Origin of the sequence: Nocardiopsis sp. CNT312, from assembly GCF_000515115.1 — a bacterium.
In the GTDB taxonomy this organism is placed as follows: Bacteria; Actinomycetota; Actinomycetes; order Streptosporangiales; family Streptosporangiaceae; genus Nocardiopsis.
Genome location: NZ_AZXF01000019.1, coordinates 55,524 through 79,456 on the forward strand (window position 1 = coordinate 55,524; position 23,933 = coordinate 79,456).

The following is a 23,933-nucleotide window of genomic DNA, read 5'->3' on the forward strand; positions in this document are numbered from 1 at the left end:
GCCCGGTGGGCCGTGCCCCCTGGCGACGTCTTCGACTCTACCACGGTGCCAGGAGGGGTTCGTGCCATCTTCCGGTGTGAGCCAGGACATCGGGTGCGGGTGGGCTCAGGAGCCGCCGTCGGAGCGGTCCGCCGCCAGCAGTTCCCCCGAGGCCAGGGCGCGCTCGACCTCCGCGCGCCCCTGCGGGGTGCGCAGCGCCTCCTCGATCACCTTGCCGTACTCCAGGATGCGGTGCCGCTGTCTGGACAGCTCCCGGTACTCCTGCTCCTGCTGCTCGTACTGCCGGGTGAGCGTGGAACGCTCCTGCCGGTCGGCCGCGCGGGCGGCCTTCTTCAGGTACTCGGCGCGTTGGCGCTGGTAGCGGTGCAGGGCCGAGGCGATCCGCCACTCCTCGGCGCGCAGCACTGCCAGCGGCTCGGCGGCGTCGAACCTCTCGCCCGCCTCCTCAAGGCGGTCGATCGTCCGCTGGACGTCGGTGAGCAGGGCGGAGTAGGAGGAGCTGAAGTCCTCCGGCACCAGGTACCGGTGGGCGTGGGCCGTGGCGAAGCGGTCACGGGCGGTCCACCCGAACGCCACCCACAGCGCGGCGGCGGAGTACACCGACAGCACGGCGGTGGCCGTCGGCCACCACAGGGAGCCGAGGACGAAGGCCGTGCACGACAGGGGGAGCGGCGTCGCGCAGAACAGGGTCCACAGGTCGCGTCTCCTGCCCTCGCGCAGCGCCTCGGGCAGCCACGAACGGGGGGTAGTGCGCAGAGCCGCGATGCCGGCGGCACCCACCAGGGCGGCGTGGACCACGGCGCCGGGGACGTAGGCACCGAACGCGCCCGCCTCCACGGAGGGGATGCTAGCGGCGGCCCAGACGAGGTTCAGGGCTGCCAGGGCGGTCCCGCCCGCGACGAGCAGGGGACGGCGCAGGGGGCGGTGGTCGGTCAGCCTGCTCTTGGGGATCAGGACCTCGGGGTTGTCGCGCAGCCGTGTGGCGACGTTCGGGGGGAGGCCGGGGTCGAACACCGGCCGGACATCGCGGCTCGCGGGCATGGGGGAACCTTTCTGGTGCTGGGGGAGGGGCGCGTACCGGACGCGCCCGGGGCCGTGTGCGGTCCCGGGCGCGCCGTCGGTCCGCCCGGGGCCCGTCGGCCCAGCGCCAGACTACGGGTCACCTCTGTCTCAGGAGGAGGCCGCCTCCTCCACGGAGGCCGCCCACAGCGACACGGCGTTGTCGACCTGTTCGCCGTTGACGATGAGGGCGGGGATCATCCGCACGACGTTTCCGGCGGGGCCGCAGGTCAGCAGGAGAAGACCGTTCTTCGCGGCGATCTGCTGGGCGCGCTGCGCTGTGGCGGCGTCGGGTGAGCCGTCGGGCGCGGTGAACTCGTTGGCGACCATCAGGCCCCGGCCGCGCACGTCGCCGATCACCGAGTGGGAGCCGGCGACCTTCTCCAGGCCCTCGCGCAGTCGCTCGCCCATCCGGGCCGCGTTCTCCACGAGGTGCTCCTCCTGGATCACTTCCAGGGTGGCCAGAGCGGCGGCGCAGGAGACGGCGTTGCCCCCGTAGGTGCCGCCCTGGGAGCCCGGCCACGCCTTCTCCATGATCGCGGCCGGAGCGGCGATGGCGGAGAGCGGGAAGCCGCTTGCCAGGCCCTTGGCGGTGATGACGATGTCCGGGCGGATGCCGGAGGGCTCGTGCCCCCAGAAGGTTCCGGTACGGCCGAAACCGGTCTGCACCTCGTCCGCGACGAGGAGGAAGCCGTGCTGGTCGGCGCGCTCGCGCAGCCCCTGGAGGAAGGCGTCCGGCACGGGGACGTAGCCGCCCTCGCCCAGGACCGGCTCGATGAACACCGCCGCGGTGTCCTGGGGGGAGGACACGGTGGCGAACTGGTAGTCCAGTTCGCGCAGGGCGTGGTCGACCGCCTCCTGCTCGGACATGCCCAGCCGGTAGGCGTAGGGGAAGGGGGAGACGACCACCCCCGGAACCAGGGGGCCGATGCCCGCCCGGATCTTCACGCCCGACGTGGTCAGGGACGCCGCGCCCATGGTCCGCCCGTGGAAGGAGCCCTGGAACACGACGGCGTTCTGCCGCCCGGTCGCCTGGCGGGCCAGGCGCAGCGCCGCCTCCACGGCCTCGCTGCCGGAGTTGACGTAGAAGAGCCGGTCCACACCCTCGGGCAGCACGTCGCCGAGGCGCTCGGTGAGCTTGAGCAGGGGGCGGTGCATCACGGTGGTGTACTGGGCGTGGACCAGGGTCGCCACCTGCTCCTGGGCGGCGGCCACGACCTTGGGGTGGCAGTGCCCGGTGCTGGTGACGCCGATACCGGCGGTGAAGTCGAGGTAGCGGCGGTCGTCCTCGTCGTAGATGTAGACCCCCTCGCCCCGGGCCGCGAGAACCGGGGTCGCCTGCTTGAGGATCGGGGAGAGTTCCGCCATGAACGGGCCTCAATTCCGTGGTTGCGAAATCCGTAGGATTGTTGACAATCGACAGTGCTATGGAAGCATCCGTACCGGGCGGTGTCCAGAGCGCGCTGGGCAATTCCGACCGTGGCTCCGGGGCCGACCGGAGCGGTTTGCGACTGGAAGTGGGGAACATGTCGGATCAGGAAGCACGGGTCGTCGCACAGGTGGACAAGAGGCTCTTCCTCGGGGGCCGGTGGCGCGACGCCGCGTCCGGCGCCACCTTCGGTGTGGAGGACCCCTCCACACGGACGATCCTCTGTGAAGTCGCCGACGCGGGCAAGGAGGACGCACTGGCCGCTCTGGAGGCGGCGCACCGTGCCCAGTCCTCGTGGGCACAGGTCGCGCCCCGGGCGCGCGGCGAGATCCTGTACCGGGGGTACGAGCTGCTCATGGAGCGCCAGGAGGACCTGGCCCTGCTCATGACCCTGGAGATGGGCAAGCCGCTGGCCGAGGCGCGCGGCGAGATCGCCTACGCGGCGGAGTTCTTCCGCTGGTTCTCCGAGGAGGCCGTGCGGATCGAGGGCGGGTTCGCCACCTCGCCCGACGGCAAGTCGCGCTTCCTCATCATGCGCCGCCCCGTCGGCCCCTCCATGCTCATCACCCCCTGGAACTTCCCGATGGCGATGGGCACCCGCAAGATCGGGCCCGCGATCGCCGCCGGGTGCACGATGATCCTCAAGCCCGCGCACCAGACCCCTCTGTGCGCGCTGGCGCTGGCCGGGATCCTGGCCGAGGCCGGGCTGCCGGAGGGTGTCCTCAGCGTCATCCCCACCACCGACCCGGGTTCGGTCACCGAACCGCTGCTGAGCGACGGCCGCATCCGCAAGGTCTCCTTCACCGGCTCCACGGCGGTGGGGCGCAAGCTCCTCGAACAGAGCGCCGGGCAGGTGCTGCGCACCTCCATGGAACTGGGCGGCAACGCGCCGTTCCTGGTCTTCGACGACGCCGACCTGGACGCGGCCGTGGACGGCGCGATGCTCGCCAAGATGCGCAACATCGGTGAGGCGTGCACGGCGGCCAACCGCATCTACGCCCAGTCCGGGGTGGCCGAGGAGTTCTCCCGGCGGCTGAGCGAGCGCATGGGCGCTCTGCGCCTGGGACGCGGGGTGGACGACGGCGTCGACGTGGGCCCGCTGATCGACGACAAGGCCCGCCAGAAGGTGCAGGGGCTCGTGGACGACGCGGTCGGCAGGGGCGCGCGCGTCCTCGTCGGCGGCGGTCACGGCGAGGGAGAGGGCCACTTCTACCAGCCGACCGTCCTCGCCGACGTGCCGATGGACAGCGAGCTGTCGTTCACGGAGATCTTTGGCCCGGTGGCGCCGGTGCTCACCTTCGAGACGGAGCAGGAGGTGGTGGCGGCGGCCAACGACACCGAGTTCGGCCTGGTCAGCTACCTGTACACGCGGGACCTGAACCGCGCGTTCCGGGTCAGCGAGGCGTTGGAGACGGGCATGGTCGGACTCAACCAGGGCGTGGTCTCCAACCCGGCGGCGCCCTTCGGCGGGGTGAAGCACTCCGGCTTGGGCCGCGAGGGTGGCCGAGTGGGCATCGACGAGTTCCTCGACACCAAGTACGTGGGCATCGGCGGCCTCTGAGCGGATCGGTCTTTCCGCGGGAATGTCGTACGACATTCCCGCGGAAGTCTGGCGTGATTGTGCTATGGGCGCGAGAATTTCGCACCCGATGGGTGTCGACGAAGCGCGAAGCAGACTCTCTGAGCTACCGGCGGCTCTGCCGAACGAACTGGGTGGAGAACCTGTGGCCACGGGCTCCTACCGGCGTCCTCAGGGGGTCCTGATCTTGGTGCGGGAGTACGAGACCTTGATGGAGGTCTACGAGCAGCATCTGCGGAGGAGCGAGACTGGAGCCGCTGTCGCTTCCGTGCGTGCCGGAGGCATCGAGCCGGCTCCGGCCGCCATCGCTGACGTGGAACGTGCGGCTGAGGGAGAGATCAGCTATGACGAGGCGAAGGAACGGATGGCCGCACGGGCACGCCAGTGGAGAACGCCCCCCACGGGATCCCCGGGAACCGGGGACGCGTGAACGACCGTGGAAGAGGGCCTCGCGTTCGTGAACCGCGCCGTCCAGGCGATCGACCCCTGGCCGGTGGCCGCGACCGTCCGTGCCGGTGGCCTGGACCGAACCCGCCTCAGGCGTCCGTGCCGTGTTCGGCGTCGATGCGCGCCACGGTGTCCATCAGGTGCGACGCGATCAGCTCCAGCAGCCGGTCCTCGTCGCCCTCGACGATGGAGTCGAGGATGCGCTGGTGCTCGTCGAGGAGTTCTCCGGGTTCGGGGTAGACCTTCTGCATCACCGTCAGGCACATGCGGGTCTCCACCAGGAGCGTCTGCGCCATGCGCTCCAGCCTTCCGTTGCCGGAGCAGCTCACCAGGGTCCGGTGGAAGTCCTGGTCGGCGTCGCTCATGGCGTCGCGGTCCCCGGTGCGCGCCGCCTCGGCCAGGGCCTCCAGCGCGGGGGTGAGCCGGGCGAGCGCCTCACCGCGGTTGCCCCGCATGATGAGTTCGCAGGCGGTGCGCTCCACCGCGAGGCGGGCCACGTACACGTCCCGGACGTCCTGGGTGGTGAGCTCGCACACGAACAGGCCCCTGTGCCGTTCGCTGCGCAGCAGCCCCTCCTGGACGAGGCGCTGCATGGCCTCGCGCAGCGGACCGCGGCTGACCCCGAGCCGACTGGAGAGTTCCGCCTCCCCGAGCTGGTCTCCCGGGGCCAGGGTGCCGTACATGATCGCTGACCTGAGCTGGTCGGCGATCAGTTCGGCGGTGGACCGCCGGGACACGGGTCTCAGGTGTCCTGGAGCGGGCATGGGCCGCTGTCCTTTCGTGGACGACAGGATCAAAACAGTACCTAACGGGTGGTGGGCGCTTCGGCGGAGGCCCCAGCGCGGAACAGGGCACCCGGTGCCGTCCCGGCCGCGGTCGTGCCCGCCAGACGCAGCCCCTCCCAGATGCTCACCTGGTTGGCGGTGAGCACGGGCTTGCCCAGCAGGGCCTCCGCCGGTCCGATGAGTCCGGCGCTGTGCAGGGCGGTGTCTGGGACGAGGACGGCCTCGGCCCTCGGGTGGTCGTTGGAGACGACGAAGTCGAGGGCCTGGTCCGGGGCGAGGCGGCCGACCTCCGCCGCGGTGACGATGCCCCGGCTGGCCAGCGAGAGTACGGTGGTCCCCCCGGTGCCCAGGAAGTCGACGAACCGTTCGGCGACGTCGTCGGGGTAGGTGGCGGCGATCGCCACCCGGGAGATCCCGAGCCGCCGGAGGGCGTGCACGAACGCGAACGAGGTGCTGGAGGCGAGTGCCCCGGCGGCCTCGGCCACGCCGCGGACCTGTTCGCGGGCGCCGTCCCACCCGAAGACGAAGCTGCCACTGGTGCACGCCCAGACGGCCGCGTCCACTCCGGCCTCGCGCAGCTTCGCGGCACCCTCCCCCAGGACGTCCGGTCCGCCCACGTCCAGCAGGGCGTCCACCCGGTGGGCGTCCTCACGCATGAGCGTGTGCACCACCGTCAGTTCCACTCCGCCGCCGAGCACGGCGGCGAACGCCGGGTAGTCGTCCTCGGCGCTGAAACCGGGGTAGAGGAATCCGATCCTGTGCATGGCGCTCCTTCCTGCGGGTCCGGGGGTCACACCGCGCTCGGGGCGGCGACGTCGATCAGTCTCTGGCCGGGGGCGACCGCCTGGCGGCCGGCCTCGCGCAGCAGTGCCCACATGGTCACCTGGTTGGCCGCGATGACCGGCTTGCCCAGTTCGCGTTCCAGGGGCGCGATGATGTCGTAGGTGAGGACGTTGGTGCAGCTGATGTAGATGCCCTGGGCGTCGGGGCGGTCCACCGAGTGCACCGCCTCGGACACCTCGGCATAGGTGACCTTCCAGATGTGGCTGAGCAGGCCCAGCCCGACGCTGGAGGTCACCTCGGTGCCGTGCTCGCCCAGGTAGGACAGGAGGCGGTCGGTCACGCTGTCCACGTAGGGGGTGACGACCGCGATCCGGGTGAGGTCGAGCGCCTCCAGCGCCCGGATGAGCGCCCCCGACGTGGTGACGGCCGCCGGGGCGCCGGCCTCCGCCATCGTTCGGTGCAGGCGGCGCTCGCCCTCGACCCCGTGCACGAAGCTGCCGGACGCGCACGCGTAGCCGATGGCGAGCGGCTCGGGGGCGAGGAGGGCGCGGACCGCCGGGTCCACGTTCTCCGCCACGCACAGGGCGGAGGCCTGGTCCACGGTCACGGGGACGTGCACGTAGGGCAGCCGTGTGACGTGCAGTGACACGTCGTCGGGTGTCCAGCGCCAGAGCTCCCGGTCGAGGGCGAAGTCGTAGGGTGCGATCACTCCGACCCCTGACTGCCACGGGGTCGGCCTGCTCGCGGCCAGTTCGACGACCTCGTGCTCGGCGCCGGTGCTCTCGGCGTGGTCTCCATCGGTGCGCATCGGTCACTCACCTCCTTGGGAAAGCGTCGCGGTGTGGGGTTCGGTCCGTGGCCCGGCCGGAGGGTGTCCGGCGGCCGGAGCGGTCAGCGGTCGAGGCGTTCGTAGAGCAGGCGCTCCCCGACGCTGCCCGAGCGCCAGACGTCGTGGCAGGCCTCGGCCATGGCGGGCAGGTTCTCCACGACGGTGGCGAACACGTTGCCGGGCACCCAGCCGACGTCGCCGTTGAGCAGGAGGTTGTTGCGGCCGTAGAACAGGGCCAGGTCGACCACGCCGGGCAGGTGGCCGATGCCCGCGTCCTCCTTGAAGCCCCGGTCGAGCATGCCGTCCTCGAAGAGGAAGTAGACGACGTCGCCGGGGATGGGGGTGACCGTGGGGTTCTCCCGTCCCGGATCGGGGTCGGCGAACCGCGGCACCATCGTGTAGACCTCGTTGCGGGCGTACTTGGCGTGTTGGACGGCGTCCCCTTGGGGAAGGGCGTTCCACACGGCGTCGCAGGTGCGCGGTGCGTCCTTGTCCAAAAGCTCAGCCACGCAGGAGACACCGCGCTTGGCCAGTGTGATGGTCATGTACCTGGGCAATGGGGTCCCCCTCGGCGGGTGGCTGTGCGGGAGTGGTGGCGCGTCGGCAGATGAATCCGCTGATTGTCGACAATATTATGATCCGTAGAGTCGTGCGGCAAGGGGTGTACTGAGCGGAATGTCTGATTTCTGGGCGGGCCGCGCCCGTCTTCGGGTGTGCCGTCGAACAACCCATTTGTGGATTGTTGACAATCCTCTTCCGGCTCCCTAGCGTTTCCCGTGACAGGGCGGAACATCCCCATCCCAGACGACAGCACAGGCCCACGTCGCCGATCGGAGTGCACGTCCTTGAACAGCCCCAACGCGCCCCAGCGGCCCCGTCTCCTCGTCCTGCAGGGGGACGAACCGCCGCCGGGGCACGAGCGGATCGACGGCCATCCCGGACTGGGAGAGGTCGTCTACACGACCGCCGACGGCTTGGCCTCCCAGCTGCCCGGCACCGACGTGCTCCTGGTGTGGGACCTGTTCTCCGAAGCGCTGGCCTCGTCCTGGCCCAAGGCCGACACCCTCGCGTGGGTGCACGCCGCCACCACCGGCGTGGACAACCTCGTCTTTCCCGGACTGGTCGAGAGCGACGTGGTGCTCACCAACTCGCGCGGCGTCTTCGACGAGCACATCGCCGAGTACGTGCTCGGCCAGGTGGTCGCCTTCGCCAAGGACTTCCACCGCACCTGGGCCCTCCAACGCGAGCGCCGCTGGCAGCACCGGGAGTCCGAGCGGGTGGCCGGGAAACGCGTCCTGGTCGTCGGCACCGGCCCCATCGGCCGCGCCATCGGCCGCAAGCTCGCGGCGGTGGGCATGCAGGTCAGCGCCTCCGGCAGCCACGCCCGCGATGGTGACCCCGACTTCGGGTCGGTGGTCGAGTCCACCCTCGCCGAGCGGGGCACCGACGGCGGCCCCACCCTCGCCGACGCACTGCCCCGGTCCGACTACGTCGTGGTCGCCGCGCCGCTCACCGATGCCACACGCGGTCTGGTCGACCACGCCTTCCTCGACCTGATGCCGTCGCACGCACGCCTGCTGAACGTGGCGCGCGGGCCCATCGTGGCCGAGGACGACCTCGCGGAGGCACTGCGCGGCGGACGGATCCGGGGCGCGGCGCTGGACGTGTTCGAAGGCGAGCCGCTACCGGAGGGCTCGCCGCTGTGGAACCTGCCCGGCTCGGTGGTCTCCCCGCACATGTCCGGTGACGTGGTCGGCTGGCGCGCGGACCTCGCCGACCTGTTCCTGGACAACCTCGCCCGCTACCTGGACGGGCGCGCACTGCTCAACGTCGTCGACAAGAGCCGCGGCTACGTGCCGGGCTGACCCTTGACCACCGACCACGGGGTGACCTGGAGGCTGAAGTGAGGATCCGTACCGAGGGGACCGGAGCCGACGGAGGAGCCGGCGGCGGAGGCAGTCCCTCCTCCGAGGTGCCGCGCGCACCGGGCGGCGAGCCCGAGAGCCCGGCCGACCTGTCGGCGGAGCGGCTGCTCGCCGCCTATGCCTCCGGTGAGCTTTCCCCGGTGGAGGCCGTGGACGCGGTGCTGGAGCGCATCGAGCGGGACAACCCGGCGCTCAACGCCTTCTGCCTGGTGCGCCCGGAGGAGGCGCGTGAGGCGGCCCGGGCCTCGGCGGAGCGGTGGCGCCGGGGCGAGCCCGAGGGGGCCCTGGACGGCGTGCCGACCTCGGTCAAGGACATCCACCTCACCCGGGGCTGGCCGACCCTGCGCGGTTCGGTCACCGCGTCGCAGGAGGGCCCCTGGGAGGAGGACTCCCCGGTGGTCGCCCGGCTGCGGGAACAGGGCGCGGTGTTCGTCGGCAAGACGACCACGCCCGAACTCGCCTGGAAGGGCGTCACCGACAGCCCGCTCACCGGTGTCACCCGCAACCCGTGGGACCTGTCCACGACCCCCGGCGGCTCTAGCGGGGGGTCGTCCGCCGCTGTGGCCGCGGGGATGGGACCGTTGGCCACCGGTACCGACGGCGGCGGCTCCATCCGCATCCCGGCGAGCTTCACCGGGGTCTGCGGTATCAAGCCGACCTGGGGGCTGGTTCCGCACTACCCGGCCAGCCCGTTCGGCTCCCTGGCGCACACCGGGCCGATGGCCCGCACCGTGGGCGACACGGCTCTGATGCTGGAGTGCATGACCGGGTTCGACCCCCGCGACTGGATGGCCCTGCCGCAGCCGGGGACCGGGATCGCGGACGTGCGCCTGCGTTCGGACGCCGAGGGCCTCGTGGGGGGGATGCGCATCGCCTACAGCCCCACCCTGGGCGGCCTGGACGTCGACCCGGAGGTGGCGCGTGCGGTCGCCGCCGCGGCGACCGTGTTCGAGCAACTGGGGGCCGTGGTGGAGGAGGCCGATCCCGGCCTGCCGCCGTCCGCCGACGAGTTCCACGTGCTCTGGTACTCCGGCGCGGCCAAGAGCACCGAACGGCTCACCGAGCGCCAGCGCGACCTGCTCGACCCCGGTCTGGGGGAGATCGTCGAAGAGGGACTGACCTACTCCGCGCAGGACTACCTGACGGCGATGGCGCTGCGGATGGCGATGGGCGAGCGGATGGGCCGGTTCCACACCGAGTACGACCTCCTCATCACCCCCGCCACGCCGATCACCGCCTTCGAGGCCGGACGGGAGTCCCCGCCCGCCCTCAAGGGACAGCGGTGGACGTCATGGGCGGGGTTCAGCTATCCGTTCAACATGACCCAGCAGCCGGCGGCGAGTGTGCCGTGCGGGTTCACCGAAGCCGGGCTTCCGGTGGGGCTCCAGGTGGTCGGCCCCCGGCACGCCGACGCCCGGGTGCTGGCGGCCTGCCGCGCGTTCGAGCTGGCTCGCCCCTGGGCGGACCGGCGCCCGTGAGGCTGCTCCCTTCCGCAGTGAACCACTGATCCCGGTCTTCCCGGGTGGGGATCGTCCCGTTCCGGGACCTTCGCCCGGGGAATTTCATGCCATAGGACCCACATTCGTTTTCCCTCAGGCGCTACCGTCTACTTCGGAGCGGTGTCGGATCCGGGCACGAGGAAAATGGGGACGTGCGGATGGCGGGTAGCGAAGCCGGAGGCGGGGCGATCAGGGTCTTCCTCGTGGACGACCACGAGGTGGTCCGCCGCGGTGTCGCGGCGCTGCTGGAGAGTGAGGAGGACATGGTCGTCGTCGGTGAGGCGGGGACCGCGGAGCAGGCGCTCTCCCGCATCCCGGTGGTCTTGCCCGACGTGGCCGTCCTGGACGTCCGCCTGCCCGGCGGATCCGGGGTTCAGGTGTGCCGGGAGATCCGTTCCGGCAGTCCCCAGATCGCCTGCCTGATGCTGACCTCGTTCGCCGACGAGGACGCCCTCTATGACGCCGTCATGGCGGGCGCCGCCGGGTACGTGCTCAAGCAGATCCACGGCGCCGACCTCGTCGGCGCCGTGCGTACGGTGGCCGCCGGCGGGTCGCTCCTGGACTCGGGCAGCACGGGGGCCATGATGGAGCGCCTGCGCGGCGCTCAGAACGAACCGGACCCCCTGGCGGAGTTGACGCCGCAGGAGCGGCAGATCCTCGACCTCATCGGAGAGGGCCTGACCAACCGGCAAATCGGCGAGCGGCTCTACCTGGCGGAGAAGACCGTGAAGAACTACGTCTCCGCGCTCCTGTCCAAGCTGGACCTGAAGCGGCGCACCCAGGCCGCCGTGCTGGTCGCCGAACTCCGCGGGCGCCGCTACTGACCGCCTCGCCGGTCACAGGGGGTCGTCGGCACCGGGGACGGGCACCTTCCACACGAGCACGGTCCCGGCGGACTCGCCCCGCTGGGCGGTGAACCCGCCGCCCAGGGCCTGGGCGCGCTCGTCGAGGTTGCGCAGACCGCTGCGGCGCCCCTCCGCGGGCAGCCCGATCCCGTTGTCCACCACCGTCAGGGTCAGCGTGCTGGGCCTGCCGGTGACCGACCGCTCCTCCATGGCCACGGACACGTGTACCTCGCTGGCTCGAGCGTGCCGGGCGACGTTGCTCAGGCTCTCCCCGAGCACCGCGAGCAGTTGCTCGCCGACCTCCTCGGGAACCGAGGCGTCGATTGGCCCGTCCAGGCTCACGCCGGGGTGGCAGCCCAGGCTGTGCGCGGCGTTCTCGGCCAGCCGCAGGATGCGCCCACGCAGCGAGGTGTCCCGGCGGTTCGGGGGGTTCTGCAGGTCGAAGATGGTCGAGCGGATCTCCCGGATGGTGGAGTCGAGTTCGTCGATGGCGCGTCGGATCCGCTCCTCGGCCTCCTCCGAGCCGATGAGGCGCATGGTGCTCATCAGTGTCATCGCCGAGGCGAACAGCCGCTGGATCACCACGTCGTGCAGGTCCTTGGCGATCCGGTCCCGCTCCTCCAGGACGGCCAGCCGCTCGGTGTCCCCGCGGACCTCGGCCAGTTCCAGTGCCACTCCGGCCTGCGCGGAGAAGCTGTGGACCATGCTCCTGACGGTGCTGGTGAAGGCCGCGCTGTCGGCCGCCTTGCCGAGGACGAGCGTGCCCCGGGTGTTGCCCGTGGTCCCCAGCGGTACCACCAGCCCGGGGCCGAACCCGCGGTGCGAGAGCATCGGGCAGTCGGCCTCGGCCAGGTCGGGGACGCTCGTGGGCTCGCCGCTGTCGAACACCTGGCCGCAGACGGTGCCAGCGATCTCCACGGGGCTGCCCAGGACCTCCTTGGCGAGGGGACCGTCGGCGACCTCGGCGAACAGGTGGCCGCGCGCACGGCTGTCGGGGAGCATGACCACCGAGATGTCGGCGCCGCTGATCTCCCGTGCCTGGGCGGCGACGTACTCCAGGACCTCGTGGGGGTCGGCCCCCGACAGCAGGCGGGTGGTGATCTCGGTGGAGGCCGTCAGCCACTTCTCCCGCAGGCGCGCCTCCTCGTACAGGCGCGCGTTCTCGATCGCCACACCCGCGGCGGTCGCGAGCGCCATGACGACGGTCTCGTCCTCCTCGTCGAACTGCCCGCCGCCGGTCTTGTTCGCCAGGTACAGGTTGCCGAAGAGTTCTCCGCGCACCTGGATGGGCACGCCCAGGAAGCTCGACATCCTCGGGTGCCCGGCGGGGAAGCCCACGAAGTCGGGGTGGTCACGGATGTTCGTCAGGCGCACGGGCGTGCGTTCCACCATGGGGACGGCGAGCAGGCCCCTGCCCCGGGGGAAGCCGTCGATCTGCCCGGCCGCCTCCGCCGAGAGGCCCACGAAGACGAATTCGGCGAACTCACCGTTCTCGTCGATCACCCCCAGGCCCGCGTAGCGGGCGCCGGCCAGGTCCGCGGCGGCCTTGGTGAGCCGGCGCAGGACGGAGGCGAGGTCCAGGTCACCGCCGATGGACAGCACGGCCTGGAGGAGGGAGCGGATACGGCCCTCGGGGGACATCCCCGGTCCGAGACGTGAGCGCACCCCGGTGAGCAGGTCGTTCAGTTGGTCGGGGGAGGCCGGGGGGCTCTGGGGGACTTCGGTCATGTCTCGAATCAACCTCCGCAGAGCCGTGGCACGGTCTCTGTAGGAAATGCAGTGATCGGGTGTATTGATCGAATTGTCGTCGTTTTTTCCAGTGGGGGCCACATCGCGGTGCGGTTCGCGGAAGAACGGACGGGGAATCGGTTCGGAACCGCGAAGGCACCGGCACAATTCATGCTAACGTCGCCAGCGACGGAAGGCAGAGGACCTGGTCCGGGCCCCTCTTCCCTGGTCGGACGCACTGTGTCCGTACCCCCTGTCCCCCTCTCCACCCGCCGCGTCCCGTTCGGCGGGTACCCGCAGCGGAAGGAACCCCCGGTGTTCGGATACCACGGCCTCGCGAGCGCCTCCGGCGTCCGCGCTGCCGTGTGCGCCGCACCGGTCCGGCGGTTCCTGCTCCTGGCGGGGCTGCTCGCCGCAGGTCTGATCGCCCTCTGGGCGGTGTCGGCCGTGCCCGCCCACGCGGAGCGGACCGACACCGGCTCCGTCCTCCCGGTCGCTTCGGCGGTCCTGGCGGACGCCACGGGTGAGCGGCGCGAGGAGGCGCCGGACCCCGGACTCGGGGTGCCCCTGCGGACGGGCCTCCAGAGCACGGATACCGCCGCGGACACCGTGGCGGGCGCGCTCGGGGGCGCCTCCGGGGCCCCGTCCCTGGCGGACGGGGCAGCCGACGCGGTGGGCGCTCCGGTCGCCGCGACCGTCCGACAGGTCTCCGACACGGTCGCCGCGCGAGCGGTGGACGTGCCCGTGGACACCGTGCCGGTGGTCCGGCAGGTCCGGGACACCGTCGGCGCGACGCTCGCCTCCGGGACTGCGGACCGCGTGTCCTCCCACACCGACGCCGTCGAACACGGGTCCGGTTCCACCGCCTCCTCCGTGGCCGGCGGGTCACCGTACCGGGACACACGCGCCACCGTCGGCTCCGGCGCGGACTGCGCGCAGGCCGGGCACGGCCAGGACGCGGGCGGCACACCGGGTGACGGTGTTCGCGCCGTGTCCGCCGAGCGGTCGGTCTCCGTCCCCTCCACCACGCCCTCCGCCGCCCCGTCGGGTGCGGTCGGCGGTTTGGGCGTCGTCGGCTATCTGCCGACCAACGCCGCACCCTCTCCGCTCCCCGGCCGCTATGAGGCCGCCCGGCACGTCCTGCGCTCGGTTCCCGCCGACTCCGCCGACGAGCCGACCTTCTCCCCGGACTAGCGGCTCCGCTCCCCGGTCGCAGAGCGACCCCGTCTCCGGCACGCCTCCCAGCCCCGGGCCGTCCACCCCGCCGTGGACCGAGCGCCCCGGCTCCTCTGGGGGCTGACGTGAGCCGCGCATCCGCACCGCGAGGTTCACGTCAGTCAGTGGTCCGCCAGACCAGGGACTGAACCGGCGCGCACCCATCGCTCCCCCCAGGCGCGACGGTATCCGCCGAGCCGTAGACCACAACGCAACGCAACGGAACGTGTCCTCCCGGCCAGGGGGCCCGGACCGTGGCGGAGCACCGCTCCGCCGAGTACACAGCCTGAACCACACAAGCCTGTGAGAGGAACCACCCATGTTCAAGACCGCGCGTACCTCCGCCCGAGCCCTCCTCGTGGCCGCCGGCACCGCCGGTTTCGTCGCCCTCGGAGCCGGCCTCGCGGGTGCCGACGTCCTGGGCGCCGCGGACACCCTCCCCGTGGGCGAGGTGACCGCTCCGGTCGCCGGTGCGCTCGCCCAGGGCGTTCCCGCCCCGGTCGACGGCCTCGGCGACCTGGCCCGGGTCCAGCCCGGCCGGAACTCGGTCGACCCCCGGATCCAGCACCACTCGGCCCCCGCGGGCGACGTCGTGGACCGTGTGACCGACGGGACCGGTCTGCCCCTCGACGCCGTCGGGGACGCCGCGGACACGGTCGGGGACGCGACCGGCACCGTCGAGGGTGCCACGGGAACCGTGCCCCTGGCCCACCCCGCGGGCGACCCGGTCTCCGACCTGCTGGGCGGCGGACTCCCCGACGTCGGTGGCGCGCTGCCCGCCGCCGACATGCCCGTGGACCTGGACACCGGCGGCACCCTGCCGCTGGCCGCACCGGCGGACGGCCCCTTGGCGCTGGACCGGGAGAACTTCGACGCGACCGGCGGCCTGGGCACCCTGCTCGGGGTGGCCGACACCCTGCCGATGGCCGCGCCCGAGTCCCTGACCGGCGGTCTGCCCGTGGACGAGGTCGGTTCCCTGGGCGGAGACGTGGCCAGTGTCCAGGGTCTGCCCGAGGTCGGCCGGCCCGAGGTCGACCCCCGGCAGGTGACCGGGCTGCTTCCCGGAGCCCTGGTCTAGCCTGTGTTTCCTTGAACCCCTGCCGCCCCTGGGCCTTCCTCGCGACACCCTCTGCGGCGCGGCAGCGCGTTCACGGTCGGCCCGGTGGTACGAGGGGCCGGCGGCTTCGGGGACCGGTACCCGAAGCCGCCGGTCGTCGGCAGGTCAGTAGCCCCTGCCCGTACCGAAGCCGAGGCCGTCCACGCACGGGTCCGAGGTCGCGTCCCGGGCCTCTCCGGCACTGGCGGTGGGCGCGTCCTCGGCCCCGGACATGCCGTCGTCGGGGACGGAGGACGCCGGTGGTGACGGTGTGCCGGCCCCCTCGGGCCCCGGTGCGGGCAGGGGGCGGTCCTCGCGGACGGCGGCGAACAGCGCCGCGGCCTCCTCCCCGTCCCACATGACCCGGTTGGGGTCCTGCGGTGCCTGGTACCAGGGCACGGTCCGGAACTCGATGTCGGCGAGGTCGACGTCGGAGAGCGAGAAGCCGATGGAGAGCATCCGGTCGAGTGTGAGCCGCTGATCGGTGGCACTGTGCTCGGCCACCGACCTGAGGATCTCGTTGAGCCTGGCGGGGTCGGTGAGGGCACCGCTGCTCCTCAACTGTTCGGCGAGCGCGCTGAGGAACATCTGCTGGCGGTCGATGCGGCCGATGTCGCTGCCGTTGCCGATCTCGTAGCGGGCACGGACGAAGGACAGGGCTTCGTCCCCGTCGAGGACCTGTTCCCCGGCGGGCAGGTCGAGGCCCGAGCGCTCGTCCCGCATGGGCCGGGGGAGGCACATCCTGACCCCGCCGATGGCGTTCACCGTGTCGCGGAAGCTCATGAAGCTGAGGTGGACGAAGTGGTCTACCCGGATGCCCGTCAGAGTCTCCACGGTGTGGACGACGCAGGGCGGTCCGCCGTGGTACATCGCGGCGTTGATCATGCCCTCGTAGGCTTCGCTGCCCTCGGCCTTGCCGTAGGGAGGGCATGACGGAAGCCGCACCAGGGAGTCGCGCGGGAAGCTGATGACGGAGACGTGCTCCCCGCCGGGTGAGATGTGCGCCAGCATGAGGGCGTCGGAGCGCTCGCCCTCGAAATCCCGCGTGTAGGCGGTGGATCCCTCCTCGTAGCCGTCGGTGCCCATGAAGAGGACGTTGACGGCGTCGTTGAGTTTCTCAGGCCGGTTCTTGCTGCCCAGCGCGGCGTCCAGGTCGTGCTGGATCATGCCGGAGCGCAGCAGCAGGTAGTAGCCGTAGGCGGTGCCCACCGCGGCGACCAGGACGACGGCGAGGCACCCTGCGGCCCACAGGGCGATCCTGTGCCAGAGGCCGCGCTGACGGGGCAGGTCCACCGGTATGTTGGCCGACTCGCGGCCGGTGGAGGAGTGGTCGTCGCTCATCAGGCAGCCCCCGTGGGTTCGGACGGCGGTCAACGCCGGAGGTCCCGGATACGGAGGAGGGCGTGCGAGGCCGCGACGAGGGCGCGGCGGAGAGTGGGCGGGGGGCGGAACGCGGTGGACCGGGGCGGTTCCGTGCCAGGGGCGGGGCACTCCGCAGCGGCGGCGGGGCAGGGGCCCGCCGGGCGCGTGTGCCGTGGATCAGCACACGGGTTCGACCACGAGTGCGCCGCATGTGTCCTTCATGGGATCGCCGGACTCTGTATAGACGACTTTCTCACGATCGGGCGCTATATGCACTGATGACCCGCTGAAGGGTGTGAGCCCCCTCGATCCGCGGACAGAAGCGACGCGCACCCGGTGGCGCGCCGGTTCAGTCGTCCCAGAAGGTGCTGTGCTCGGGGTCCTTCGGCGCGGGCTCCTCCGAGGAGGTGGCCGTGCGGGACTTGCCGCCCGACTTGGCCGTCGTGCTCTTGGCCGGGGCGGTCTTGGCGGGCGTGCCCTTGGTTCCGCTCTTGCGGGTCGCCGGACTCTTGGCACCGGTGTGCCGGGGGCGGGCGGCGACCGGGCTCTTGGCGATCGGTTCGTCCGCCTGGGGGCTCGCTCCGGAGTGGATGCTGAGGGCCTCCTCCTCGATGCTCAGCATCTTGCGGATCTCGGGGGGCGTCGCGGGCAGCCGCTCGGAGCGCAGGTGGGCACCGAGGACCTCCAGGGCGTGGTCGCACAGGATCTGCCGGGCCCGGGTGGAGGGGACGCCGCTGAGCTTCTCGATCTCCGGCAGGTCGCGCTCGCGGAGCAGCCGGACGACGTCGCGCAGGCGTTCGCGGGTCTTGCGGTCAGTCATGGACATGACCGTCATCTCGGCCTCGGTGAGGTAGCTCTCCTTGGCGCCCTGGGCGTCGCGCTCGGCGATGAAGGCGCTCGTCAGGTTGCGGGCGGAGGTCCGGGAGGAGCTGCGGACGTTGTCGCGCCGGATCAGGCGTGCCTGGACGGCGGTGACGACGACGCTCGTGACCAGGCTGATGCAGGCGCCCAGCAGGATGAGGAGGAGAGGGTTGTCGAGCACGGTGGGGACCTTTCCGGGCGGGGGGCCGCACGGGCGGTGGTCACGGACGTGACAGGGGCGTGCGGGGCGAGGCCAGGTGAAGGGTGACTATTCGTTACCAGGAGGCTTTTTGTCAAGTGTGCCCAGTATGGACACATAAGAACACCCTCTCCCCATCGGCCCCGTGTACTTCTGGCACAGGTCGGCCGGGGGTCCGTGTCCACAGCCTGTGGACGGATGCCCCGGCGCCCCGCCGGAGGCTCGGTGTGTGCGGATCTCACCCCCTCAGGAGCGCGTTCACCGCCTCCGGGGACAGGATCTCCTCGGCCACCATGGCGGAGCAGCCGCGCACCCCGGCCTCGTCCCACAGAGCGCTGGGCACAACGCGCAGGTGCCGGGTGGCCAGCGCCGTGCACTGTTGGAAGACCACCTCACGGACCCCGGCCACCAAGTGGTCGTAGGCCTCGGACAGGTCCCCGCCCAGCACGATGACCTCCGGGTTGAGCAGGTTGACCGCTCCGGCGAGCGCCTCGCCCAGCCGCCGTCCGGCGTCGCGGACGAGGGTCACCGCCACGGGGTCGCCCTCGGCGGACCGTGAGACCAGGTCCTTGAGCCCCGACAGCGGCAGGCCCTGCGCCGCGGCGCCCTCCAGGAGGCGGCGCCCGCCCGCCACCGCCTCCAGACAGTCGGTGTTCCCGCAGCGGCACGGCGTACCCCCGCCGTCGCGGACGGGGATGTGTCCGATCTCTCCGGCCGCGCCCAGCGCACCGCGCAGCAGGTTCCCGCCGGAGACCAGTCCGGCGCCGATCCCGGTGGAGGCCTTCACGAAGATCATGTCCTCGGTGTGGCCGTGTGCGCCCGCGGCGTGCTCTCCGAGGGCCATCACGTTGACGTCGTTGTCCACGGCCACGGCGACCGGGAAGCGCTTCTGGACGAGGGGGGCCAGGTGGACCCCGGCCCACATGCCCAGGGAGGGCAGGTCCTCGGCGCGGCCCGCGCGGAACTCGACGGTTCCCGGCAGGCCGATACCCGCGCCGCGTACCTCGTCCGGTGTGCGTCCCAGCCCGGTGATCTGCTCGGACCAGGTGTCGAGCAGCCAGGAGACCACGGCCTCCGGTCCCTGGTCCAGGTCGAGCGCGCCGGGGGTGCGGACCAGGACATCGCCGTCGAGGTCGCACACGGCGACCTGGCTGCGGGCCATGCCCAGGGCCGCGGTGAGCAGGAGGCCGCTGGCGGCGTTGAACTCCAGGAGCGTGGGCGGCCGGCCACCGCTGGAGACCGCCCTCGTGCCCTCGACGACCAAGCCGCTGTCGATCAGCTCCGTGACGCGGAGGGCGACGGTGGGTCGCGAGAGACCGGTGGTGCGCGCGATCTCCGCGCGGCTGGTCGCCGTCCCGCTCCGGATCATCGCCAGGATGTGGCCGCTGCTGGCCATCGAGGACGGTCGTCCAGAGGTTCTAGGCATGCGCTTCATTCAACCATTAAGCCGTGGTAGCGGCGTGATGGACAGGGGGTTATGTAAAAAAGTGATCTGAAGAGTGCTTGGTTTTTTACCATAGTCGGGCGTAAAGTTGGAAGAGTCGAGTCGAATCCACTCCTGTGGTTCGTGGGAGGCCCCCGCTCCCGCGCCCCGCCCTCGCTCGTCTCCCCGACCTTCCTCTTCGCTGGAGCAGTACGAAATGTCGCAGCAGTCCGCATCCGGCCCCACGGACCTGGTGGTCTTCGGGGGCACCGGCGACCTGTCCATGCGTAAACTCCTGCCCTCCCTCTACCTGCTCGACCGCGACGGCCACCTGGACGGCGGGACCCGCGTGGTCACCGTCTCCCGCGACGGTCTCACCGACGCCGACCTGCGCGGCAAGGCCGCCGCCGCGGTCCGCGGGCACCAGGCGGTCCAGGTCGCCGAACCCGACGTCCTCCACCGTTTCCTCACCCGCCTCTCGCACGTGACCGTCGACGTGGGCGGGGACCCCGCCGGGTGGTCCGACCTGGCCGACGCCCTCGGCACCGGCCGCGAGCGCGTCTTCTACCTCGCCGTCCCGCCGATGATCTCCGGCCCGATCTGCCGGGGCCTGAGCGACGCCGGACTGGTCACCCCCGGCTCCAGGGTCGTCATGGAGAAGCCCCTCGGCCGCGACCTGGCCTCCTCACAGGAGGTCAATGACGCCGTCGGCGCCGTCTTCAGCGAGGAGCAGACCTACCGGATCGACCACTACCTGGGGAAGGAGACGGTGCAGAACCTGTTGGTCCTGCGGTTCGCCAACGTCTTCCTCGAACCCCTGTGGAACTCCCGCTGGATCGACCACGTGCAGATCACCGCGGCCGAGACCGTCGGCGTCGGCGGTCGGCGCGGCTACTACGACACCTCCGGCGCCATGCGCGACATGGTCCAGAACCACCTGCTCCAACTGCTGTGCCTGACGGCCATGGAGCCGCCCTCCAGCTACGACCGCGAGGCCGTCCGCGACGAGAAGCTCAAGGTCCTCCAGTCGCTGCGCCCCCTGAGCGGCGACCTCGTCGCCCAGGACACCGTCCGAGGGCAGTACGCGCCCGGGCGGATCCACGGCACCGAGGTATCGGGCTACCTCGACGAACCGGGCGGAGCGCCTGGTGCCACCGCCGAGACCTACGTGGCCCTGCGCGCCGAGATCGCCAACTGGCGGTGGGCCGGCGTCCCCTTCTACCTGCGGACCGGTAAGCGCCTGGCGCGCGACCGCTCGGAGATCGTCATCCGCTTCCGTGACGTCCCGCACACGATCTTCCCGGGCATCGAGACCCCGCCGGGGGCGGCCAGCCTCGTCATCCGCCTCCAACCGGACGAGGGCATCCACCTCACCATGCTCGCCAAGACCCCCGGAGCGGGGGCGCTGCGGCTGCGCCCCGTCCCGCTGGAACTGAGTTTCGCCGACACCTTCGCCAACCGCGCTCCCGAGGCCTACGAGCGGTTGCTGGCGGATGTGCTGGCGGGGGACTCCACCCTCTTCATGCGCCGCGACGAGGTCGAGGCCGCCTGGCGCTGGGTGGACCCCATCATCGAGGCCTGGAACGGCCTGCACACGAGCCCCGAGACCTATCCGGCCGGCAGCCCCGGGCCCGTCGGCGCACACCGACTCATCGGTCGCACCGGCCGGACATGGTACGAAGAGGAGCAGTCCCGATGACCGCGAACACCGACCCCAGCACGTCCGGCACCGTCCACCGGGTCGTCGACGACGTCACCCGGCGTCTGGCGGAGCGCAGCGCCGACACCCGGGCAGCCTATCTGGAGAGGATCCACGCGGCGATCAGTGAGGGCCCCGCGCGCGGAGCGCTCGGATGCGCCAACCTCGCGCACGGGTTCGCGGCCTGTGCCCTCCCCGAGAAAAAGGTGCTGTCCGGCGACGTCACCCCCAACGTGGCGATCGTCTCCGCCTACAACGACATGCTCTCGGCACACCAGCCGCTGGAGTCCTACCCGGCCGTCATCAAGGCGGCTCTGGCCGAGGCGGGCGGCGTCGGTCAGTTCGCGGGCGGCGTCCCCGCCATGTGCGACGGCGTCACCCAGGGCCGGGCCGGGATGGAGCTGTCCCTGTTCAGCAGGGACGTCATCGCGATGGCCACCGCCGTCGCCCTCTCACACGACATGTTCGACGGCGCCCTGATGCTCGGCGTGTGCGACAAGATCGTCCCCGGCCTGCTCATCGGCGCGCTCTCCTTCGGCCACCTGCCCGTGGCGTTCGTGCCCGCCGGGCCGATGCCCTCGGGCCTGCCCAACAAGGACAAGGCACGCGTGCGCCAGGAGTTCGCGCAGGGCAAGGTGGGGCGCAAGGAGCTCCTCCAGGCCGAGTCCGCCGCCTACCACTCGCCCGGCACCTGCACCTTCTACGGCACCGCCAACTCCAACCAGATGCTCATGGAGGTCATGGGCCTGCACCTGCCCGGTGCCAGTTTCGAGCAGCCGGGCACGCCGCTGCGCGAGGCCCTGACCGCCGAAGCCGGTCGGCGCGTCCTGGCCAACACCGCACTGGGCGAGAACCACACCCCGGTCGGCGAGCAGATCGACGAGCGGGCGATCGTCAACGCCGTGGTCGCGCTGCTGGCCACCGGCGGATCCACCAACCACACCCTGCACCTGGTGGCCATCGCCCGCGCGGCCGGGATCCAGTTGACCTGGGACGACTTCGCCGCGCTGTCCGAGGTGGTGCCGCTGCTCGCCCGGATGTACCCCAACGGCTCCGCCGACGTGAACCGGTTCCACGAGGTGGGCGGCATGGCCTACCTGATCGGCACCCTCCTGGACGCGGGCCTGCTCCACGAGGACGTGCGCACCGTGTTCGGGGAGGGGCTCGGCGCCTACCGGCAGACCCCCCGCCTGGAGGGGAAGTCGCTGACCTGGTGCGACGGCCCCAAGGAGAGCGCCGACACGACCGTCCTGCGCAGTGTGGAGGAGCCCTTTGCCGCGGACGGCGGCCTGCGCATGCTCTCGGGCAACCTGGGCCGCGCGGTCATCAAGGTGTCGGCGGTCGCCCCCGAACGCCACGTCGTGGAAGCGCCCGCCCGGGTCTTCGCCGACCAGTCCGAGCTCTTGGCGGCCTTCTCCGCAGGTGAGCTGACCGGTGACTTCGTGGCCGTGGTCCGCTTCCAGGGGCCGCGCGCCAACGGCATGCCCGAACTGCACAAGCTGACGCCCCAGCTCGGGGTGCTCCAGGACCAGGGCCAGAAGGTCGCCCTGGTGACCGACGGCCGGATGTCGGGGGCCTCCGGCAAGGTGCCCGCCGCCATCCACGTCTCCCCGGAGGCCGAGGCGGGCGGTCCGCTCGCCCTCGTGCGCGACGGAGACCCCATCCGGCTGGACGCGGTGGAGGGGACCCTGGAGGTGCTGGCCGACCTCGAAGGCCGCGAGGCCGCGCGGCCGAGCGTGGACTCCTCGTTCGGCACCGGGCGCGAACTGTTCGCCGCCATGCGGGGCGCGGTCGGCCCGGCCGAGACCGGCGCCGGCGTCTTCGGCCTGTGAACCACGATCCCACCGACTTTGGAGACGTACACATGACGACGATCCCCCGAACCGGCGCCGACGTGCTCGGTCTCGCCCCGGTCCTGCCCGTGGTGGTGGTCTCGGACGCGGAGGCCGCCGTACCGCTGGCCCGGGCCCTGGTGGCGGGCGGGATCCCCGGTGTCGAGGTGACGCTGCGCACCCCCGCCGCCCTGAGCGCGATCGAGCGGATCGCCGCGGAGGTGCCCGACGCCGTGGTGGGCGCGGGCACGGTGGCCGCCGCCGAGCAGGCGGAGGCCGCGGCCAAGGCGGGGGCGCGCTTCCTGGTCAGCCCCGGGTGCACGCCTGACCTGGCCGCGGCCATGATCGACACGGGCCTGCCGTTCCTGCCCGGCGTGGCCACGGTGTCCGAGGCGCTGGCGCTGCTGGAGCGCGGGATCACCGAGATGAAGTTCTTCCCGGCCGAGGCGGCGGGCGGCGTCCCGTTCCTGAAGTCTCTGGGCGGCCCCCTGCCGCAGGTGCGGTTCTGTCCGACCGGGGGAATCACCCCCGCCTCGGCGCCGACCTACCTGGCCCTGCCCAACGTGGGGTGCGTGGGCGGCAGTTGGCTGGCCCCGGCCGACCTCGTCGCCGCGGGGGACTGGGACGCGGTCACCGCCCTGGCCCGTGAGGCGGCGTCCCTGGAGTGCTGACACGGACACGGGGCGGGAGGGGCTCCGTATAACGCCTGGGGCGCGAATGCGGTCGTGCGGCCTCCGCGCGGGCGCGGGCGTCCGCCACTGCGGCCCCGAGATCGGCGGGGAGCCGTGCGGCCGCTGCTTCACGGTGGTCGAACCGCCCCGCGAGGACCCGTGGGTGATCGGCGGCTGACCGCCGCACGCCCTCCCGTGCCGCGAGCGGGGCTCGGCACGGGAGGGCGCGGCGGAGGCCAGCAGAGGACGGGGACCTCGTTCAGTCCGCCGATGATCAGGCCCTCCACCCGCTTGAGCTCGTCGGCGGGCACCCCCAGCGTGTCGCAGATGACGAACACCGGCAGCGGGAAGCCCGGGCCAGCCCCGAGGCCGGCGGGCGGCCCCTGCTCGACCATCGCGCCGACGAGTGCGTCGGCCCTGAGCCCGGTCTCCGGGCGCAGCGCGTTCATGCGCGTGGTGAACCACTTGCTGGTCAGGCGCCGCCGCTGGTGCGCCTCACCGGAGCTGGGCAGCACTGCGGCCATCACACCGCCGAACGGCCCGCCCGGTTCGGCGTCGGTCAGCCGGGCCGCCTCCTCGGCGTCGAGCACGCGGCCGAAACGGGGGCGGCGAGCACGTCCCGGGCCTCTCCGCGGCGGGGCACCGGTCGGGCCTCGCCGCCACTGGG

Annotated in this window: 20 protein-coding genes; 9 read left to right on the plus strand and 11 right to left on the minus strand. The window is 72.0% G+C overall.

Annotated features, from left to right (window positions below; translation table 11 throughout):
* Positions 1-105: 105 nt before the first annotated feature.
* Both B042_RS22605 and B042_RS0109580 read right to left on the minus strand, forming a co-directional pair.
* Entirely contained in the window at positions 106-1,041 is a 936-nt protein-coding gene (locus tag B042_RS22605) for a hypothetical protein (protein WP_051415582.1), read from the minus strand.
* A gap of 129 nt (positions 1,042-1,170) precedes the next feature.
* Positions 1,171-2,427 carry an aspartate aminotransferase family protein gene (locus B042_RS0109580; protein ID WP_028648104.1) on the minus strand — a complete coding sequence of 419 codons (1,257 nt, stop codon included), beginning with the start codon at positions 2,425-2,427 and terminating at the stop codon, positions 1,171-1,173.
* A gap of 158 nt (positions 2,428-2,585) precedes the next feature.
* Here B042_RS0109580 and B042_RS0109585 point away from each other — a divergent pair, with 158 nt between their 5' ends.
* A complete protein-coding gene (locus tag B042_RS0109585; RefSeq protein WP_028648105.1) occupies positions 2,586-4,049 on the plus strand; it encodes an NAD-dependent succinate-semialdehyde dehydrogenase in 1,464 nt (487 codons plus the stop codon).
* A gap of 554 nt (positions 4,050-4,603) precedes the next feature.
* Here B042_RS0109585 and B042_RS0109595 read toward each other — a convergent pair.
* The 4 genes from B042_RS0109595 to B042_RS0109610 all read right to left on the minus strand — a co-directional run bounded on the left by B042_RS0109595 (position 4,604) and on the right by B042_RS0109610 (position 7,456).
* Positions 4,604-5,278, minus strand: coding sequence for a GntR family transcriptional regulator (locus B042_RS0109595; RefSeq protein ID WP_028648106.1), 675 nt, complete (start codon positions 5,276-5,278; stop codon positions 4,604-4,606).
* Between the two features lie 41 nt (positions 5,279-5,319).
* The gene (locus tag B042_RS0109600) at positions 5,320-6,063 is read right to left on the minus strand and encodes a maleate cis-trans isomerase (protein WP_028648107.1); all 744 of its coding nucleotides are present in this window, start codon (positions 6,061-6,063) and stop codon (positions 5,320-5,322) included.
* Positions 6,064-6,089: 26 nt separating this feature from the next.
* Complete coding sequence (locus B042_RS0109605) at positions 6,090-6,890, minus strand: Asp/Glu racemase (RefSeq protein ID WP_028648108.1); 801 nt, start codon at positions 6,888-6,890, stop codon at positions 6,090-6,092.
* A gap of 83 nt (positions 6,891-6,973) precedes the next feature.
* Positions 6,974-7,456 (minus strand): DUF3830 family protein, encoded by a 483-nt coding sequence (locus B042_RS0109610; protein WP_028648109.1) that lies wholly within the window; start codon positions 7,454-7,456, stop codon positions 6,974-6,976.
* A 300-nt stretch (positions 7,457-7,756) separates the two neighbouring features.
* Between B042_RS0109610 and B042_RS0109615 the strand changes: the two genes are divergently transcribed.
* The 3 genes from B042_RS0109615 (at position 7,757) to B042_RS0109625 (ending at position 11,159) form a co-directional block, all read left to right on the plus strand.
* Positions 7,757-8,776, plus strand: coding sequence for a D-2-hydroxyacid dehydrogenase (locus B042_RS0109615; protein ID WP_028648110.1), 1,020 nt, complete (start codon positions 7,757-7,759; stop codon positions 8,774-8,776).
* Between the two features lie 38 nt (positions 8,777-8,814).
* On the plus strand, positions 8,815-10,314 hold the full coding sequence (locus B042_RS0109620; RefSeq protein ID WP_028648111.1) for an amidase: 1,500 nt from the start codon (positions 8,815-8,817) through the stop codon (positions 10,312-10,314).
* Positions 10,315-10,493: 179 nt separating this feature from the next.
* On the plus strand, positions 10,494-11,159 hold the full coding sequence (locus tag B042_RS0109625; protein ID WP_028648112.1) for a response regulator transcription factor: 666 nt from the start codon (positions 10,494-10,496) through the stop codon (positions 11,157-11,159).
* 12 nt (positions 11,160-11,171) lie between these two features.
* On the opposite strand, the gene B042_RS0109630 is transcribed toward B042_RS0109625, so the two are convergent.
* The gene (locus B042_RS0109630) at positions 11,172-12,908 is read right to left on the minus strand and encodes a GAF domain-containing protein (RefSeq protein WP_028648113.1); all 1,737 of its coding nucleotides are present in this window, start codon (positions 12,906-12,908) and stop codon (positions 11,172-11,174) included.
* Between the two features lie 315 nt (positions 12,909-13,223).
* Between B042_RS0109630 and B042_RS0109635 the strand changes: the two genes are divergently transcribed.
* Both B042_RS0109635 and B042_RS22615 read left to right on the plus strand, forming a co-directional pair.
* Positions 13,224-14,102 carry a hypothetical protein gene (locus B042_RS0109635; protein ID WP_028648114.1) on the plus strand — a complete coding sequence of 293 codons (879 nt, stop codon included), beginning with the start codon at positions 13,224-13,226 and terminating at the stop codon, positions 14,100-14,102.
* A 340-nt stretch (positions 14,103-14,442) separates the two neighbouring features.
* Positions 14,443-15,201, plus strand: coding sequence for a hypothetical protein (locus B042_RS22615; protein ID WP_051415583.1), 759 nt, complete (start codon positions 14,443-14,445; stop codon positions 15,199-15,201).
* Positions 15,202-15,345: 144 nt separating this feature from the next.
* Here B042_RS22615 and B042_RS22620 read toward each other — a convergent pair whose 3' ends face one another.
* From B042_RS22620 to B042_RS0109655, 3 genes are all read right to left on the minus strand, one after another.
* Positions 15,346-16,710 carry an LCP family protein gene (locus B042_RS22620; protein WP_369797689.1) on the minus strand — a complete coding sequence of 455 codons (1,365 nt, stop codon included), beginning with the start codon at positions 16,708-16,710 and terminating at the stop codon, positions 15,346-15,348.
* A gap of 220 nt (positions 16,711-16,930) precedes the next feature.
* On the minus strand, positions 16,931-17,623 hold the full coding sequence (locus tag B042_RS0109650; RefSeq protein WP_028648115.1) for a hypothetical protein: 693 nt from the start codon (positions 17,621-17,623) through the stop codon (positions 16,931-16,933).
* Positions 17,624-17,879: 256 nt separating this feature from the next.
* The gene (locus B042_RS0109655) at positions 17,880-19,067 is read right to left on the minus strand and encodes an ROK family transcriptional regulator (protein ID WP_028648116.1); all 1,188 of its coding nucleotides are present in this window, start codon (positions 19,065-19,067) and stop codon (positions 17,880-17,882) included.
* 214 nt (positions 19,068-19,281) lie between these two features.
* On the opposite strand from B042_RS0109655, the gene zwf reads away from it, so the two are divergent.
* From zwf to eda, 3 genes are read left to right on the plus strand one after another with little or no spacing between them, the layout of a single operon-like run.
* Positions 19,282-20,763 carry a glucose-6-phosphate dehydrogenase gene (gene zwf / locus B042_RS0109660; protein WP_028648117.1) on the plus strand — a complete coding sequence of 494 codons (1,482 nt, stop codon included), beginning with the start codon at positions 19,282-19,284 and terminating at the stop codon, positions 20,761-20,763.
* A complete protein-coding gene (gene edd, locus B042_RS0109665; RefSeq protein ID WP_028648118.1) occupies positions 20,760-22,595 on the plus strand; it encodes a phosphogluconate dehydratase in 1,836 nt (611 codons plus the stop codon). The genes zwf and edd overlap by 4 nt, the downstream gene beginning before the upstream one ends.
* A gap of 32 nt (positions 22,596-22,627) precedes the next feature.
* Positions 22,628-23,266, plus strand: coding sequence for a bifunctional 4-hydroxy-2-oxoglutarate aldolase/2-dehydro-3-deoxy-phosphogluconate aldolase (gene eda, locus B042_RS0109670; protein ID WP_028648119.1), 639 nt, complete (start codon positions 22,628-22,630; stop codon positions 23,264-23,266).
* A 128-nt stretch (positions 23,267-23,394) separates the two neighbouring features.
* Here eda and B042_RS24340 read toward each other — a convergent pair whose 3' ends face one another.
* Entirely contained in the window at positions 23,395-23,856 is a 462-nt protein-coding gene (locus B042_RS24340) for a hypothetical protein (protein WP_028648120.1), read from the minus strand.
* Positions 23,857-23,933 lie beyond the last annotated feature (77 nt).

Excerpts from the sequence above, each read along its gene's own strand:
- B042_RS0109595 (WP_028648106.1), bottom strand. The coding sequence starts at position 5,278 with ATGCCCGCTCCAGGACACCTGAGACCCGTGTCCCGGCGGTCCACCGCC.
- B042_RS0109605 (WP_028648108.1), bottom strand. The coding sequence starts at position 6,890 with ATGCGCACCGATGGAGACCACGCCGAGAGCACCGGCGCCGAGCACGAG.
- B042_RS0109655 (WP_028648116.1), bottom strand. The coding sequence starts at position 19,067 with ATGCCTAGAACCTCTGGACGACCGTCCTCGATGGCCAGCAGCGGCCAC.
- B042_RS0109625 (WP_028648112.1), top strand. The coding sequence starts at position 10,494 with ATGGCGGGTAGCGAAGCCGGAGGCGGGGCGATCAGGGTCTTCCTCGTG.
- zwf (WP_028648117.1), top strand. The coding sequence starts at position 19,282 with ATGTCGCAGCAGTCCGCATCCGGCCCCACGGACCTGGTGGTCTTCGGG.
- eda (WP_028648119.1), top strand. The coding sequence starts at position 22,628 with ATGACGACGATCCCCCGAACCGGCGCCGACGTGCTCGGTCTCGCCCCG.
- B042_RS0109610 (WP_028648109.1), bottom strand. The coding sequence starts at position 7,456 with ATGACCATCACACTGGCCAAGCGCGGTGTCTCCTGCGTGGCTGAGCTT.
- B042_RS0109630 (WP_028648113.1), bottom strand. The coding sequence starts at position 12,908 with ATGACCGAAGTCCCCCAGAGCCCCCCGGCCTCCCCCGACCAACTGAAC.
- B042_RS0109585 (WP_028648105.1), top strand. The coding sequence starts at position 2,586 with ATGTCGGATCAGGAAGCACGGGTCGTCGCACAGGTGGACAAGAGGCTC.
- edd (WP_028648118.1), top strand. The coding sequence starts at position 20,760 with ATGACCGCGAACACCGACCCCAGCACGTCCGGCACCGTCCACCGGGTC.
- B042_RS22615 (WP_051415583.1), top strand. The coding sequence starts at position 14,443 with ATGTTCAAGACCGCGCGTACCTCCGCCCGAGCCCTCCTCGTGGCCGCC.
- B042_RS0109600 (WP_028648107.1), bottom strand. The coding sequence starts at position 6,063 with ATGCACAGGATCGGATTCCTCTACCCCGGTTTCAGCGCCGAGGACGAC.
- B042_RS0109580 (WP_028648104.1), bottom strand. The coding sequence starts at position 2,427 with ATGGCGGAACTCTCCCCGATCCTCAAGCAGGCGACCCCGGTTCTCGCG.
- B042_RS22605 (WP_051415582.1), bottom strand. The coding sequence starts at position 1,041 with ATGCCCGCGAGCCGCGATGTCCGGCCGGTGTTCGACCCCGGCCTCCCC.